17 protein-coding genes are annotated in these 12,705 nt (G+C 61.0%); 6 read left to right on the top strand and 11 right to left on the bottom strand.

Annotated features, from left to right (window positions below):
• Positions 1 to 9: 9 nt before the first annotated feature.
• Positions 10 to 270: a hypothetical protein gene (locus AOA60_RS16095; protein ID WP_099585279.1), complete on the bottom strand. Its 261-nt coding sequence runs from the start codon at positions 268 to 270 to the stop codon at positions 10 to 12.
• A complete protein-coding gene (locus AOA60_RS16090) occupies positions 271 to 807 on the bottom strand; it encodes a GNAT family N-acetyltransferase (RefSeq protein WP_099585384.1) in 537 nt (178 codons plus the stop codon).
• Between the two features lie 153 nt (positions 808 to 960).
• Between AOA60_RS16090 and AOA60_RS32680 the strand changes: the two genes are divergently transcribed.
• From AOA60_RS32680 to AOA60_RS16080, 3 genes are all read left to right on the top strand, one after another.
• Positions 961 to 1,128, top strand: coding sequence for a hypothetical protein (locus AOA60_RS32680; RefSeq protein ID WP_158235035.1), 168 nt, complete (start codon positions 961 to 963; stop codon positions 1,126 to 1,128).
• Between the two features lie 258 nt (positions 1,129 to 1,386).
• Positions 1,387 to 1,995 carry a LysE family translocator gene (locus tag AOA60_RS16085; protein WP_099585278.1) on the top strand — a complete coding sequence of 203 codons (609 nt, stop codon included), beginning with the start codon at positions 1,387 to 1,389 and terminating at the stop codon, positions 1,993 to 1,995.
• A gap of 342 nt (positions 1,996 to 2,337) precedes the next feature.
• On the top strand, positions 2,338 to 3,318 hold the full coding sequence (locus tag AOA60_RS16080) for a GlxA family transcriptional regulator (protein ID WP_177411617.1): 981 nt from the start codon (positions 2,338 to 2,340) through the stop codon (positions 3,316 to 3,318).
• 43 nt (positions 3,319 to 3,361) lie between these two features.
• On the opposite strand, the gene AOA60_RS16075 is transcribed toward AOA60_RS16080, so the two are convergent.
• Complete coding sequence (locus AOA60_RS16075; RefSeq protein WP_099585276.1) at positions 3,362 to 3,967, bottom strand: TetR/AcrR family transcriptional regulator; 606 nt, start codon at positions 3,965 to 3,967, stop codon at positions 3,362 to 3,364.
• Positions 3,968 to 4,049: 82 nt separating this feature from the next.
• Between AOA60_RS16075 and AOA60_RS16070 the strand changes: the two genes are divergently transcribed.
• On the top strand, positions 4,050 to 4,649 hold the full coding sequence (locus AOA60_RS16070; RefSeq protein WP_099585275.1) for an NAD(P)H-dependent oxidoreductase: 600 nt from the start codon (positions 4,050 to 4,052) through the stop codon (positions 4,647 to 4,649).
• Between the two features lies 1 nt (position 4,650).
• On the opposite strand, the gene AOA60_RS16065 is transcribed toward AOA60_RS16070, so the two are convergent.
• The 3 genes from AOA60_RS16065 to AOA60_RS16055 form a co-directional block, all read right to left on the bottom strand.
• Positions 4,651 to 5,040, bottom strand: a complete 390-nt coding sequence (locus AOA60_RS16065; RefSeq protein WP_099585274.1) for a hypothetical protein — start codon at positions 5,038 to 5,040, stop codon at positions 4,651 to 4,653.
• A 32-nt stretch (positions 5,041 to 5,072) separates the two neighbouring features.
• The gene (aroA, locus tag AOA60_RS16060) at positions 5,073 to 6,329 is read right to left on the bottom strand and encodes a 3-phosphoshikimate 1-carboxyvinyltransferase (RefSeq protein ID WP_099585273.1); all 1,257 of its coding nucleotides are present in this window, start codon (positions 6,327 to 6,329) and stop codon (positions 5,073 to 5,075) included.
• A 90-nt stretch (positions 6,330 to 6,419) separates the two neighbouring features.
• Complete coding sequence (locus AOA60_RS16055; RefSeq protein WP_099585272.1) at positions 6,420 to 6,974, bottom strand: UPF0149 family protein; 555 nt, start codon at positions 6,972 to 6,974, stop codon at positions 6,420 to 6,422.
• Positions 6,975 to 7,134: 160 nt separating this feature from the next.
• Between AOA60_RS16055 and AOA60_RS16050 the strand changes: the two genes are divergently transcribed.
• On the top strand, positions 7,135 to 7,947 hold the full coding sequence (locus tag AOA60_RS16050; RefSeq protein WP_099585271.1) for a crotonase/enoyl-CoA hydratase family protein: 813 nt from the start codon (positions 7,135 to 7,137) through the stop codon (positions 7,945 to 7,947).
• 5 nt (positions 7,948 to 7,952) lie between these two features.
• Positions 7,953 to 8,786, top strand: coding sequence for an NAD(+) diphosphatase (gene nudC / locus AOA60_RS16045; RefSeq protein WP_099585270.1), 834 nt, complete (start codon positions 7,953 to 7,955; stop codon positions 8,784 to 8,786).
• Here nudC and AOA60_RS16040 read toward each other — a convergent pair.
• The 5 genes from AOA60_RS16040 to AOA60_RS16020 all read right to left on the bottom strand — a co-directional run.
• Positions 8,754 to 9,533, bottom strand: a complete 780-nt coding sequence (locus AOA60_RS16040) for a TSUP family transporter (protein ID WP_032886830.1) — start codon at positions 9,531 to 9,533, stop codon at positions 8,754 to 8,756. The two genes, nudC and AOA60_RS16040, sit on opposite strands and share 33 nt — an antisense overlap.
• Positions 9,534 to 9,651: 118 nt before the next feature.
• Positions 9,652 to 10,368: a phosphatidylcholine synthase gene (gene pcsA, locus AOA60_RS16035; protein ID WP_099585269.1), complete on the bottom strand. Its 717-nt coding sequence runs from the start codon at positions 10,366 to 10,368 to the stop codon at positions 9,652 to 9,654.
• A 148-nt stretch (positions 10,369 to 10,516) separates the two neighbouring features.
• Entirely contained in the window at positions 10,517 to 11,437 is a 921-nt protein-coding gene (locus AOA60_RS16030; RefSeq protein ID WP_099585268.1) for a class I SAM-dependent methyltransferase, read from the bottom strand.
• 50 nt (positions 11,438 to 11,487) lie between these two features.
• Positions 11,488 to 11,976 carry a DUF1289 domain-containing protein gene (locus AOA60_RS16025; RefSeq protein ID WP_099585267.1) on the bottom strand — a complete coding sequence of 163 codons (489 nt, stop codon included), beginning with the start codon at positions 11,974 to 11,976 and terminating at the stop codon, positions 11,488 to 11,490.
• A gap of 84 nt (positions 11,977 to 12,060) precedes the next feature.
• The coding region (locus tag AOA60_RS16020) for a ribonucleotide-diphosphate reductase subunit beta (protein WP_143522454.1) at positions 12,061 to 12,705 on the bottom strand (645 nt) is incomplete at its 5' end.

Raw genomic sequence — 12,705 nt, 5'->3', positions numbered from 1 at the left:
CACGCTGACTCAGTTGCCGCTCGGCTCGGACCTGTTGATGCGCAGCCCCTTAACTTCACGCGCATACACCGCTAGTTTTTCTTGTTGGTTTGCCAGCAGCGCACAAATCTTCATCAGAGCGACTGCTGCACTTGGCGTATTGCTACCCGCCGCGAGAGCGGTCAACTCCACCACTGACCACCCAATAACAGCCGCTGCATCTTCAAGGTCATAGAACAATTCCTGCTGGGCGGTTCTGGGCCCGTCGAGGCCCTGGATCAACTCTTCCATCTACCTCTCCGTTTGATGCTGATTCAGCTTGAGGCCCATCACAACCATTCCGACCTCTGCCAGATCCGTGTTGAATGGAATTTCACCGATTTGCAGGAACCCAAATGTTTCGTAGAACCGTCGGGCATTTGAATTGCTCTTGAGCACATCCAGCCACAGCAAGGGTTCTCCACGCTGTGCTGCCTGATCGCAGACGAACTGCAAAAGTTGCTTGCCGTAGCCACGTCCGGCAGCGGATTTCAGGAAATAGATTTTTTGCAATTCTGCGCCCAACTCACCGGTGATAGGTGCTGGTGTCGACCAGTTGACCTTGGAAAACCCAATGGACGTGCCCTGTTCATCTGAGACGATCAGCCATGAGTGACGGTCGGGCAGGTCAAGTGATCGGCTGAGCGAATCGCGTGCGAAATCCTGCTTGAGGAAGTCGCTCATGCCAACAGGGGACCACAAGGTCGAGAAATGCTCTTGATAGGACTCGCGGCCCAAGGCTCCCAGGCTGTCGAGATCGGCTTTTGTTGCTGCACGAATGTTGATCATCGGAATCGCCCCGGTTAGCTCAAACCCACTGCCCATACACGTATCCACTACAACACAAACCCTACCAAGACGTTACACGAAAGCCGTGACGGACTTCATTTGCAGCGGTCTTATTTTCCGTACACCCAACCTTGTAAAGCAGAGAGTGTTGTCATGAAGTTGAATTACCTAACCAAGGCAGCTGTGGTTGTCGCGCTGTTGTCGACCTTGTCTGGCTGCTGGATGTTTATGCCGCCGGGCGGTGGAGGCGGCGGTGGGCATGGCGGTGGGGGGCATGGTCAAGGCGGCGGCCCTGGTGGTCCTGGCGGCGGTCAGCGTTAACCATCAGTCAGCCAGAGGCAGGTCATGAACAATGACCTGCCTCTTTTTTTGCCTGGGACAAATCCCGGACAAAGAAAAGCCCGCGATGGGGAGTGCGGGCTAAAAGGGATGTTCATTAGGAGCTGAGTCCACCCTAGCCCGTCGTCTGTGAAAGCTTTGTGAAAAGTGTACGCCTCATTCCGCGCCTGGCTGTATGGGGCAGGGGAGGTCATAACCCACTACTGTCCTGGCATACCACTCCTGCTTGGATGCTGCCTTATGTTCATCCCCACCAGCCTGCTCTCGGCCTTTGTGCTGTTCGCCTTCGTGTCCTCGATTACACCGGGGCCCAATAACACCATGTTGCTGGCCTCGGGGGTCAATTTCGGGTTTCGTCGCTCGATGCCTCATGCGCTGGGGATCAGTATCGGTTTCATGCTGCTGGTGATTTCGGTCGGGCTGGGGCTGGGCGAAGTGTTCAAGGTGTTTCCTTGGGCCTACACCGTGTTGCGCTATGTGGGCGCAACGTACCTGTTGTACCTGGCGTGGAAGATCGCAACGTCGGGCGGCATGTCCGACAGCAATGACGAACGCGGCAAGCCCATGACCTTCCTCGGCGCCGCTGCGTTTCAGTGGGTCAACCCCAAGGCATGGATTATGGCGCTGGGCGCCATTACCACCTACACGCCGGCCGAGGGCTATGTCGTCAATGTGCTGGTGATTGCGCTGGTGTTTGCCGTGGTAAACCTGCCCAGCGTGTGCGTCTGGGTCGGGTGTGGCAGCGGCCTGCGCAATGTGCTGCGTGAGCCGCGCTGGCTGAGACTGTTCAACTGGTCCATGGCCGGGTTGCTGGTGTTGTCGCTGTACCCGATGTTGTTTACCAGCTAAGTGCTAGACCGGTGAGATGGTCGCCAGCAGGCCGATGCCGATGGTCAGCACTAAAAAACCGAACAGGAAAATCGCCATCTTGGTCATAAGGCCTCCGAAGGGAAGGGGAAAAGGATTGGGGCTATTGTCCGCCCTGAGGGCATTTCAATACAGGCGCAGATAACAAAGAAAAAACCGTATCAGATGCGCTCTGCACTGTTCTGCCACGGGCTTCGGGGCCCTGTGCTTTTTTCAAGATCAGCGCCTGAGACAGCCACCGCATTTCCCCCTAAGATGGCGCCCACTGCATCAACAATAAGAGTGGGCCAACCCTCGATGGAAAGACGTCAATTCAGCGGTGGCATGAAAGGCAAGAACCTGCGCTACCTCAATGAAACCTCACAGCCGGCGTCGGTCACCCGCGTCGGCTTCCTGTTGCTTGAACATTTCTCCCTGCCTGCCTTTACCCAGACCCTCGACACTCTCGTCACCGCCAACCTGCTACGCCCCGATCTGTTCGCTTCACGTACGTTTGGCTGGGGCGATGGCGAAGTGACCAGCGACCTGGGCCTGGTTATCCGCCCCGATGCGTGCCTGGACGCTGCTGCGTTGCATGAGTTGGAGTTGTTGGTGATCTGCGGCGGATTTCGCACCGAACTCAAGGCCAGCGAGGAATTCATCCAACTGCTGCGCAACGCTGCCGAGCACGGCGTCCACCTCGCGGGGCTGTGGAACGGCGCTTGGTTCCTCGGTCGCGCCGGACTGTTGCAGGGCTACCGCTGCGCTATCCACCCGGAACATCGCCCGGCGCTGGCGGAAGTGTCCAAAGCCACCCACGTCACCAGCGAACCCTACGTGATCGACCGCGACCGTCTGACCGCCTCCAGTCCTTCAGGCGCCTTCCATATGGCCCTGGACTGGATCAAGAGCCTGCACGACAAGGCGTTGGTCGAGGGTATCGAAGACATCCTGGCCTTCGAGGAGTCCCGCTACCGGCGTATCAAGCCCACCGAAAACGTCAGCGTCAGCGCGCCGTTGCGTGAAGTGGTGAAGCTGATGGACGCGAACCTTGAAGAACCCTTGGAACTGGACCAGTTGGCGGTCTACGCCGGCCGCTCTCGTCGACAGTTGGAGCGACTGTTCAAGGAGCAATTGGGTACCACGCCACAGCGCTACTACATGGAATTGCGCGTGACCGAAGCGCGGCGGTTGTTGCAGCACACCGAGTTGTCACAGGTAGAGGTGCTGGTGGCGTGTGGCTTTGTGTCGCCGAGTCATTTCAGCAAGTGCTACAGCTCGTACTTCGGCTATCGCCCCTCTAAAGAGAAGCGCCTGGTCAAATAGCCTGGGCCGGGCGTCAGCGAGGCTTTGTTGGCGCGGGCTCAGGTCAGGAAACAGTCGTGCGGTTGACCATCGCCAGAATGGTCGCCAGCAATTCGTGCTGGGCTTCTTCACGGCTGATTTCGCCGCTGGCGGCTGCATGGGACAAGGCTTCCGCCGCGCCGAGCATGGCCCGCAGGCCGGCTTGGGACACTGTGCCGCTGGGGGCGAAGGGCGCCAGGGCGTCGCGGCATTTGTCGAGAAAGATCGCCTCGTACTTGCGCTTGAGGGTTTCCAGCTCCGGTGAGCCGCTGAGTGCGGCGGTGACGCCGGGAATTTCCCGACCCTGCAATAACACGCAGTCCACATACGACGCGGCGATGACCCACGCGCGGTCGTCCAGGGTCGCGCTGCTGGCTTCGATGGCTTGGGCAAACACCTGATTCTGGCGTCCGTCGAAGTCTTCATACAGCGCAGCCAGCAACCCTGCCCGGGTGACGAAATGGTCGTAGACCACCGGCTTGGTCACGCCCGCCAGTTCCGCCAGGCGGCCCAGGGTCAGGGCGTCGGTGCCTTCTTCGCGCACCAGTTGCCAGGCCACTTCCAACAATTGACTCAGACGATCTTCACGGGACAGACGACGACGTGGGGCAGGGGACTCAGTGCTTGACATGCTTATATACCAAAAGTAACTTACTTGAATTAACTTACTAACAGTAACTAAGTCCAGCCTAAACCGAAAGGGAGTCAATGTCATGCACGCACTGATCGTTGTAGCTCATCACGACCCACAGTCCCTCACCCACAGCATCGCCACGCAAGTCGCCGCAGGCCTCATCGCCTCTGGCCACACCTACGAAATCGCCGACCTCGCCGCCGAAGGTTTCGACCCGCGCTACACCGCCGCCGACCACCTTGTCCACCGCACCTGCGCCGCACCGCCGGCCGATGTGCTTGCGGAACAGGCGCGCCTCGACCGCGCCGACGCCCTGGTGCTCGCGTTTCCCATCTATTGGTGGTCGCTGCCGGGGCTGCTCAAGGGCTGGATCGACCGCGTGTTCGTCAATGGCTGGGCAATCGACTACGGCCCGGATACCCCGGTGTTGAAAAAACTACGCCACTTACAGGTGCACCTGCTGGCCCTCGGCGCAGCCGATGACAGCGCGTTTGACCGCCACGGCTATGCCAAGGCGATGCGCACGCAGATCGACTACGGCATCTTTGATTACTGCGGGGCGAAGGTGCTGACGTCCGAGTTGTTGCTGGAGTCGGAGGGCGGCGCGGCCGAGGCGCATCTGAAAACGGCGAAGGCCGTGGGGCAGGGGTTGTTCGAAACCGAGACCGTCACCGGTTGATTCACCCCTCGCGAAACAGGTCGTGGGCGTCCAACAGGCGGTAGGCGATTTCCGGGCGTTTCTCCAGGCCTCGGCGAATCGCCGCCGGGATTGATTGCCGGGTCTTGCGGCACATGCCTGGCAGCTCGTCGATCACGATCTGGATCCCGCGCATGCTCTTGACCTCGGTGTGCCCTGGCGCGATGTGCACGCGGATGCCCAATTGCTGGTACATCAGTTGTTGCAGGCGCTCCAGGTCTTGCAGGCTCTTGAGGTCTTCAAGGCGGTCGAGCAGGCGTTTTTCTTCCTGGCGCGTGAGGTTGAGGATGCGCAGGTCGGCGCCGGGCGCTTCAAGCAGTTGCTCGCGGTCGCAGACACAGGCGCCGGGTGGGCAGGGTTGGCGAATTGTCATGTGCATTCCCTCCCCACTCCGGCGCCGTTGACTCAGTAGCTGAGCTTGACCCCAAGACTGCCCAAGGCCTTCCAGTACTCAGGATAGGTCTTGGCGACACAATCCGGGTCCTGAATGCGGATCCCCGACACTTTCAAGCCCGCCAGGGCAAAGCACATGGCGATGCGGTGGTCGGCGTGGGTGTCGATCAGCGCAGTGCAGGACGTACCGGCCAGCCGAGGATCTGCGGCGACCAGCAAATCGTCACCTTCGATGGTCGCCAGGTCCGGACGGATTTCGTTGAGGCCGTCGTGCAGCGCCTGCACGCGATCACATTCCTTGACTCGCAGGTTAGCCAGCTCGGTGAAACGCACCGGGGTGTTGTTGAACGCGGCCAGCACGGCCAGCGTCGGGATCGCGTCCTGCATCTGCGAGCCCACCACGGTGGCCTGCATGTTCGGGAACTGAGCGATCACGGCCTGGGCCTTGGCGTCGGGCTGGGTGAAGTCCTGCGCGGCCACGCCGATGTCGATATGGCCTCCGGTCAGCACTTCAGCGGCCCACAGGTAGGTGGCGGCGGACGCGTCCGGTTCGATCAGGTAGTCATGGGCGGTGTAGCCGGTAGGGGCCACGCGCCAGGTGGTGTCGTTGACCTCGTCCACCTGCGCGCCAAAGGCACGCATGCAGTCCAGGGTCAGGTCCACATAGCCACGGGCGCCGATGTCCTTGCCGGTCAGCGCCACTTCAATCGGCGCCTCACCGCACGCGGCCAGCATCAACAGGGCCGAGACGTACTGGCTGGACAGCCCGCCGTCAATCTCAAAGCGCTTGGCCTGGACCTTGCCCACGCCGTGTACGGTCACCGGTGGGCAACCGGTGGGACTGTCGACCTGGATGCCGTTCTGGCCGAGGGTGGCCAGCAGCGGGCCGATCGGGCGCTTTTGCATATAGTCGTCGCCGTCCAGCACCACGGTGCCTTCGACGGTGGCGACGGCGGCCGTCAGGAAGCGCATCGCCGTGCCGGCATTGCCGAGGAACAGCGCTTGCGCAGGCAACTGCAGCTTGCCGGAACCGGTGACAACAAAGGTGGTGTCATCCGGCTCATCGATGGTCACGCCCATCTGGCGCAGGGCTACCGACATGTGGCGGGTGTCGTCGCTTTTCAGCGCGCCACTGAGGCGGCTGGTGCCCTTGGCCAGGGCGGCCAGCAGCAGGGCGCGGTTGGTAATGGATTTGGAGCCGGGCGGTGCGACCTTGCCGTTCAGGGGAAAGTTGGGCGGTGTAACGGTCACGGTTTTCTGCGAACTCAAGGTACAAGGCTCCTGATCAAGGCAAGGTGGGACGGAGTGGCCGACGGGCGGACCCGAATAATCGGCCAAAGGTGCGGTGCTTGTCGAGGTTTAGCGCTGGCTCAGCGAGTAATCATGCAGAGCACGCGCCGCCGGTTCGATCTCGCTGACGCGTTGCTGGTGGGCCTGCACATCCAGGTCGGCCGGCAATTCGAAGTTGTCCTGCTCGGCGCACCAGGAGATCTTCTCCAGCAGCGCGGCCTGTGCGGCGGGCAGTGCTGGCCAGTTGCCGATGGCGGCGCCACGGATATAACCAAAGCACCATTCTTCGGCGAGGGTCACTGTCTGGCCTTGATGGTCGGTGTCATCGAAGCGTGCCTTGAAACCTTGGGCGTCGGTCGCCAGTTGGGCGGCCAGAAGGTTGATATGACGCACGCACAGGTCCAGGAACTGCTTGGCCTCTTCGGCGCTTTCCCACTCCGGGTTCTGCCCACCCCAGATCGCCGGGAACCACTCTGCAATATCGACCTGCGCGGGGCTGGACACCAGTGCGGTGAAGTAGCCGTCGAGTTCCGCCAGGTTCAGCACCGAATGGTCATCGCCGTACTTGAGCAGGGTTTCTTCGATGAAGTCCAAATCGGCGGTGGCGAGGGGTTGGGCGTGCATGGCATTTCCTTAAAACGTCGAGCGCCGCGGGTAGGGCGGCTTAAAGCGCCAAGGATGGCGCCTGGCAGGGTTTTTTGCCAGTCCCGCTTTTGGCCGATGCGCCGTGGTGCACCCTTGTTATAGTTCGGGCCTTATCACTCGCCAGCCAGGGATCACTGCCATGTCCGAATACCAAGCGTTCGTCGTCGAAGTCACTGGCAACGTTGCCCATGTGCAGATCAACCGCCCGGAAAAAATCAACGCGATGAACGCGGTGTTCTGGACCGAGATCATCGACATCTTCCAATGGATCGAAGACACCGACGCCGTGCGGGCCGTGGTACTCAGCGGCGCCGGCAAGCATTTTTCGTCGGGCATCGACCTGATGATGCTGGCCTCGGTGGCCAATGCCTTCGGCAAGGACGTCGGCCGCAACGCACGCCTGCTGCGCCGCAAGATCCTGGAGCTGCAAGCCTCGTTCAACGCGGTCGACAACTGCCGCAAGCCAGTACTGGCGGCGATCCACGGTTATTGCATCGGCGGCGCCATCGACCTGATCAGCGCCTGCGACATGCGTTACGCCGCTGAAGATGCGCAGTTCTCCATCAAGGAAATCGACATCGGCATGGCCGCCGACGTCGGTACGCTGCAACGCCTGCCCCGCATCATCGGCGACGGCATGCTGCGTGAACTGGCCTACACCGGGCGCCAGTTCGGCGCCGAGGAAGCACGCAGCATTGGCCTGGTCAATCGCGTCTACGCCGATCATGAGCAACTGCTGGCCGGTGTGCTGGAAATCGCCCATCAGATCGCCGCCAAGTCGCCGATCGCCGTGACCGGCACCAAGGCCATGATCAGCTACATGCGTGACCACACGGTCAATGATGGTCTGGAATACGTTGCCACCTGGAACGCGGCTATGTTGCAATCCAACGACCTGCGCGTGGCCATCGCGGCCCATATGAGTAAGCAGAAACCCGAATTCGTGGATTGACTGACATGACCCAAGGCTGGATTACCACAACGCTGCTGGACAACGACACCCCCGGCGGCTGGGCCGTTGCCCGCAGCCGCGACGGCTTTTTGCATGACCCTAACGGCCCGCTGTTCCCTCGCGAATGGCTCAAGCGCCAGGACTTGGTGGTGTTAGCCGAGCACGGCATCGGCCACCTCGACGGTGAGCCGGTGTATTTGCTGGAACTCGACGCCACCGCTGACGTGGCGGGTTGCAGCTGGCAAGGCCTGCGCGGCTTCATGCTGCAAGGTGATCACGCGCTCTACAAAGTGCTCGGATACGCCGCTCAGATCGGTACGTGGGCGCGGGAGCATCGGTTTTGCGGCAGTTGCGGCCAGGCCATGGTCCAGGTGCCACGGGAGCGGGCGATGTTCTGCCAGGCGTGCGACCTGCGCAGCTACCCGAGGATTTCGCCGAGCATGATCGTGCTGGTGACCCGTGGCGACGAGATCCTGCTGGCCCGTTCGCCGCGTTTTGTGACGGGTGTGTACAGCACGTTGGCAGGGTTTGCCGAGCCGGGCGAATCGGCCGAGGACTGCCTGATCCGCGAGGTGCGCGAAGAAGTGCAGGTGGAGGTCAAGAACATCCAGTACATGGGCAGCCAGTGCTGGCCGTTCCCCCATTCGATGATGCTGGGCTTTCACGCCGAGTACGCCGGTGGCGATATCGTGCCCCAGGCCGACGAGATCGAAGACGCGCAGTGGTTCAACATCCACGACCTGCCGCCGTTGCCGGCGTCACGCTCGATTGCGCGCTACCTGATCGACCTCTACCTGGCCCGTCGCCTAGGCCACGCTGAACCAGTGCTGCCAGGCTAGGCGCACCGTCAGGCCGAGGACCACGGTGATAAACACCGGGCGAATAAATTTGGCGCCGCCGCTGATCGCGCTGCGTGCGCCAAAGAACGCGCCACACATCACCGAGACGCCCATCGCCAGGCCGACGATCCAGTCCACCGAGCCGTTGAAGATAAACACCGACAGCGCCGCCGCGTTGCTGACGAAGTTCATGCTGCGCGCCACGCCGCTGGCCTTCACCAGGTCGATGGGGTGCAGCAGCATGGTGCTGACGGTCCAGAACGCGCCCGTACCGGGGCCGGCCACGCCGTCGTAGAAACCCAGGCCAAAGCCCTGGGTGGACTGCCACTTCTTCTTGATCGGCGCGTCGTTATCCAATGCTGCCTTGGGCGTACCGCCAAACAACAGGTACAGGCCACAGCCGAAGACGATCACCGGGAGCATCTTGTTCAGGGTTTCGGCGGGCAGGTAATGGGCGACCACTGCACCGGTCAACGCACCGATCAGCGTACCGACGATGGCGTGCACCCACTGGCGCGGGTGGAACAGCTTGCGGCGGTAGAAGGTAAAGCTGGCGGTGGCCGAGCCGAAGGTGGAACTGAGTTTGTTGGTGCCCAATACCAGGTGCGGTGGCATGCCGGCCGTGAGCAGGGCGGGCGTGGTGAGCAGGCCGCCGCCGCCGGCGATGGCGTCGATAAAACCGGCGACAAAGGCCACGACGGCGAGAATGGCGAGGGTGGTGAGGTCAACGCTGAGTTCGAAGGGCATGGGCAGGGCTTATTGTTGGCGGGGCGGCTGAGGGTCGCCATCTTACCTGCCTGATGTACACAGAACCAAATGTGGGAGGGGGCAAGCCCCCTCCCACATTTGCGCTGTGTTCATTTTGCTACTTGTGGGTACCCAGCCACTCCAGCGCCGTGCGCCAGATGCAAATCCCCAGGAAATACGCGGACATCACCGACCACAACCCAAACGTCCACGGGTTGGTGTTCGGGTAATCCACCACCATCAAGAAGCTGCACAGCAACCAGATGGTGGTCACGGCGATATTGATCGGCATGAAGCGCTTGACCCGGAACGGGTGCAGGAACTTCATCGGCGTCACGGTCAGCAGCGCCAGGCCGATCACGGTGAGCAGGGTCACCCAGGCGTCCGGCTGGATGATGTACACGCACAAGGCAACCACGTTCCAGGCGGCAGGGAAGCCGACGAAGTAGTTGTCCTTGCTCTTCATGTTGACGTTGCAGAAGCAGAACAGCGACGAGACCAGGATCACCGACACGGTAAACAGGTGGGTAAACTCCGGCAGGTCGATGTAGCGGTAGATAAACAGTGCCGGAATGAACACGTAGGTGAGGTAATCGATCACCAGGTCCAGCACCGAGCCGTCAAAGCTGGGCAGTACCGTGCTGACATTGACCCGGCGCGCCAGGGAACCGTCGACGCCGTCCACCACCAGCGCCAGTCCCAGCCACAAAAGGCAGGCCTTGGGTGAGTTCTCCAGCAGCGCCAGGGTGGCCAGGAAGGCCAGCACCACACCGGTGGCGGTGAAGCCGTGGGCGCCCCAGGCTTTGATTCTGGCTACATGCAGGGTCGATATCACGGGCGGTTCTCCAAAAGGTCAAACGGGGCAGCCGACAACGTGACGCCGTCGAGTCTGGCCGGGGAATGCAGGTATCGACCGGGAAGGGGGTCATAAGGTTCACCGCCCGGCGTATCACTTAGCGTAGCAAGCGTAGGACGTTTCGGCATCAGCCTTGACGGAACACCAAGGCCTTCAGGCCACTTTGCACGTCGATATCCGGAAATTCAGGTGGGTTTTGCAGGCGTTCCACAAAGCGCAGGCCCGGCGCCTCGCGGGTAACGCCGTCGATCAGGAAGTCTTCGCCAAAGGCCGGGTCGTTCATGCAAGCGAGCACCGTGCCCTGCGCCGTGAGTAAGTCCGGCAGGCGACGCAATACGCGCTGGTAGTCCTTGGTCAGCAGGAAGCTACCTTTCTGGAAGGACGGTGGATCGATGATCACCAGGTCATAGGGGCCGCTGTTGGTAACTTTGGCCCAGGACTTGAACAGGTCGTGGCCCAGGAAGGTCACTTTGCTCAGGTCATGACCATTCAGGCGATGGTTGTCGCGGCCACGGCTGAGGGCGCCACGGGCCATATCGAGGTTGACTACATGGTCGGCGCCGCCTTCGATGGCGGCTACCGAGAACCCGCAGGTGTAGGCAAACAGGTTGAGCACGCGCTGGCCCTCGGCCTGTTCGCGCACCCAGTTGCGGCCGTAGCGCATATCGAGGAACAGCCCGCTGTTCTGCTTTTTACCCAGGTCGATCAGGTAACGCAGGCCGCCTTCGGTGATGGTCAGTTCGTCGATGGGCTCGCCCAGCAGCCATTCGGTGGTGCTTTGCGGCAGGTAGCGGTGTTGCAGGGCGACGGTGTGGGCGCCGAATCCGGCCCAGTCGATCTGCAACAGTTGCGCCTTCAGGGCGTCCAGGTGTTCGGTTTCCTTGAACAAGGCCACCAGCACCACGCCCTGCAGCCAGTCCACCGTCAGTTGCTCCAGACCCGGCCAGCAACGGCCACGGCCGTGGAACAGGCGCCGGGTTTCCGCAGGCACAGTGGCCAGGGCATTGAGCAGGTGGGCGTGCAGGGTGGCGAGTGCGTCTGGGGTCATCGTTGAGCGTCGGTCGTTGAGCGGGCGGCATTTTAACCACAATTGAAGGGTTAAAAGGCAGCGATCAACGGCGGACCAAATGCCTCGCGGATAAACCCCGGCGCGATATACCGCTCGTAATGCGCTTCGGACAGCAGGAAAAACTCGCGGTCGATTGCATCGCGCAGATCCGCCAGGTGGCGCTCACGAAACTCCGGCAATAACGCCAGCCCATACGCGTCCAGCCTGGATATCACCCGCGCACCCCGTGCGATCAACTGGTAGGCCCAGCAGTAGGGGGATTGGTGCGGCATAAAGCGGATCTTGCGGTCTTCCAACTGCTGGCGCAGACGCAGTGGATCAAACACCTCCAGCTTGCTGGCCATCACCTGCACCAGCAATTGCTCAAGGCGCAGCCACACCGCCTGTTTTTCCTCGGCGTTGTAGCCATTCCACTGGATGACTTCATGGTGATAACGCTTGCAGCCGCGGCAGACCAGATCGCCGTAAACGGTGGAGCAGAGGCCGACGCAAGGGGTCTTGATGGTTTGGTTGGGCATAAGAGAGTGTTTGTAAGTCGATGGAGCACCGATAACCACTGTGGGAGGGGCTTGCCCCCTCCCACATTTTTGGTCAGTGTTGAATCAATCCCAGCTCAGCGCGCCGCCAGTCTGGTACTCGATCACACGGGTTTCGAAGAAGTTTTTCTCTTTCTTCAAGTCCATGATTTCGCTCATCCACGGGAACGGGTTAGTCGTGCCTGGATACTCTTCCTTCAACCCAATCTGCGACAGACGACGGTTCGCGATGAACTTGAGGTAATCCTCCATCATCGCCGCGTTCATGCCCAACACACCGCGAGGCATGGTGTCGCGCGCGTATTCGATCTCCAGCTGAGTCCCTTGCAGGATCATCTGGGTCGCTTCTTCCTTCATCTCGGCATCCCACAAGTGTGGGTTTTCGATTTTGATCTGGTTGATCACGTCGATACCGAAGTTCAGGTGCATCGACTCATCGCGCAGGATGTACTGGAACTGTTCCGCCACGCCGGTCATTTTGTTGCGACGGCCCATGGACAGGATCTGGGTGAAGCCGCAATAGAAGAAGATGCCTTCCAGGACGCAGTAGTAGGCGACCAGGTTGCGCAGCAGCTCTTTATCGGTCTCGACGGTGCCGGTTTCGAACTTCGGATCGGAGATGGAGCGGGTGTACTTCAGGCCCCAGGCTGCCTTTTTGGCGACCGATGGGATCTCGTGGTACATGTTGAAGATCTCGCCTTCATCCATGGC

The organism is Pseudomonas sp. 2822-17 (genome assembly GCF_002742485.1).
Classification (GTDB): domain Bacteria; phylum Pseudomonadota; class Gammaproteobacteria; order Pseudomonadales; family Pseudomonadaceae; genus Aquipseudomonas; species Aquipseudomonas cyclaminis.
The sequence above is the reverse complement of the archived record's forward strand: the minus strand, read 5'-3'. Positions and strand labels throughout refer to the sequence as shown.

Excerpts from the sequence above, each read along its gene's own strand:
- AOA60_RS16095 (WP_099585279.1), bottom strand. The coding sequence starts at position 270 with ATGGAAGAGTTGATCCAGGGCCTCGACGGGCCCAGAACCGCCCAGCAG.
- AOA60_RS16090 (WP_099585384.1), bottom strand. The coding sequence starts at position 807 with ATGATCAACATTCGTGCAGCAACAAAAGCCGATCTCGACAGCCTGGGA.
- AOA60_RS32680 (WP_158235035.1), top strand. The coding sequence starts at position 961 with ATGAAGTTGAATTACCTAACCAAGGCAGCTGTGGTTGTCGCGCTGTTG.
- AOA60_RS16085 (WP_099585278.1), top strand. The coding sequence starts at position 1,387 with ATGTTCATCCCCACCAGCCTGCTCTCGGCCTTTGTGCTGTTCGCCTTC.
- AOA60_RS16080 (WP_177411617.1), top strand. The coding sequence starts at position 2,338 with ATGAAAGGCAAGAACCTGCGCTACCTCAATGAAACCTCACAGCCGGCG.
- AOA60_RS16075 (WP_099585276.1), bottom strand. The coding sequence starts at position 3,967 with ATGTCAAGCACTGAGTCCCCTGCCCCACGTCGTCGTCTGTCCCGTGAA.
- AOA60_RS16070 (WP_099585275.1), top strand. The coding sequence starts at position 4,050 with ATGCACGCACTGATCGTTGTAGCTCATCACGACCCACAGTCCCTCACC.
- AOA60_RS16065 (WP_099585274.1), bottom strand. The coding sequence starts at position 5,040 with ATGACAATTCGCCAACCCTGCCCACCCGGCGCCTGTGTCTGCGACCGC.
- AOA60_RS16055 (WP_099585272.1), bottom strand. The coding sequence starts at position 6,974 with ATGCACGCCCAACCCCTCGCCACCGCCGATTTGGACTTCATCGAAGAA.
- AOA60_RS16050 (WP_099585271.1), top strand. The coding sequence starts at position 7,135 with ATGTCCGAATACCAAGCGTTCGTCGTCGAAGTCACTGGCAACGTTGCC.
- nudC (WP_099585270.1), top strand. The coding sequence starts at position 7,953 with ATGACCCAAGGCTGGATTACCACAACGCTGCTGGACAACGACACCCCC.
- AOA60_RS16040 (WP_032886830.1), bottom strand. The coding sequence starts at position 9,533 with ATGCCCTTCGAACTCAGCGTTGACCTCACCACCCTCGCCATTCTCGCC.
- AOA60_RS16030 (WP_099585268.1), bottom strand. The coding sequence starts at position 11,437 with ATGACCCCAGACGCACTCGCCACCCTGCACGCCCACCTGCTCAATGCC.
- AOA60_RS16025 (WP_099585267.1), bottom strand. The coding sequence starts at position 11,976 with ATGCCCAACCAAACCATCAAGACCCCTTGCGTCGGCCTCTGCTCCACC.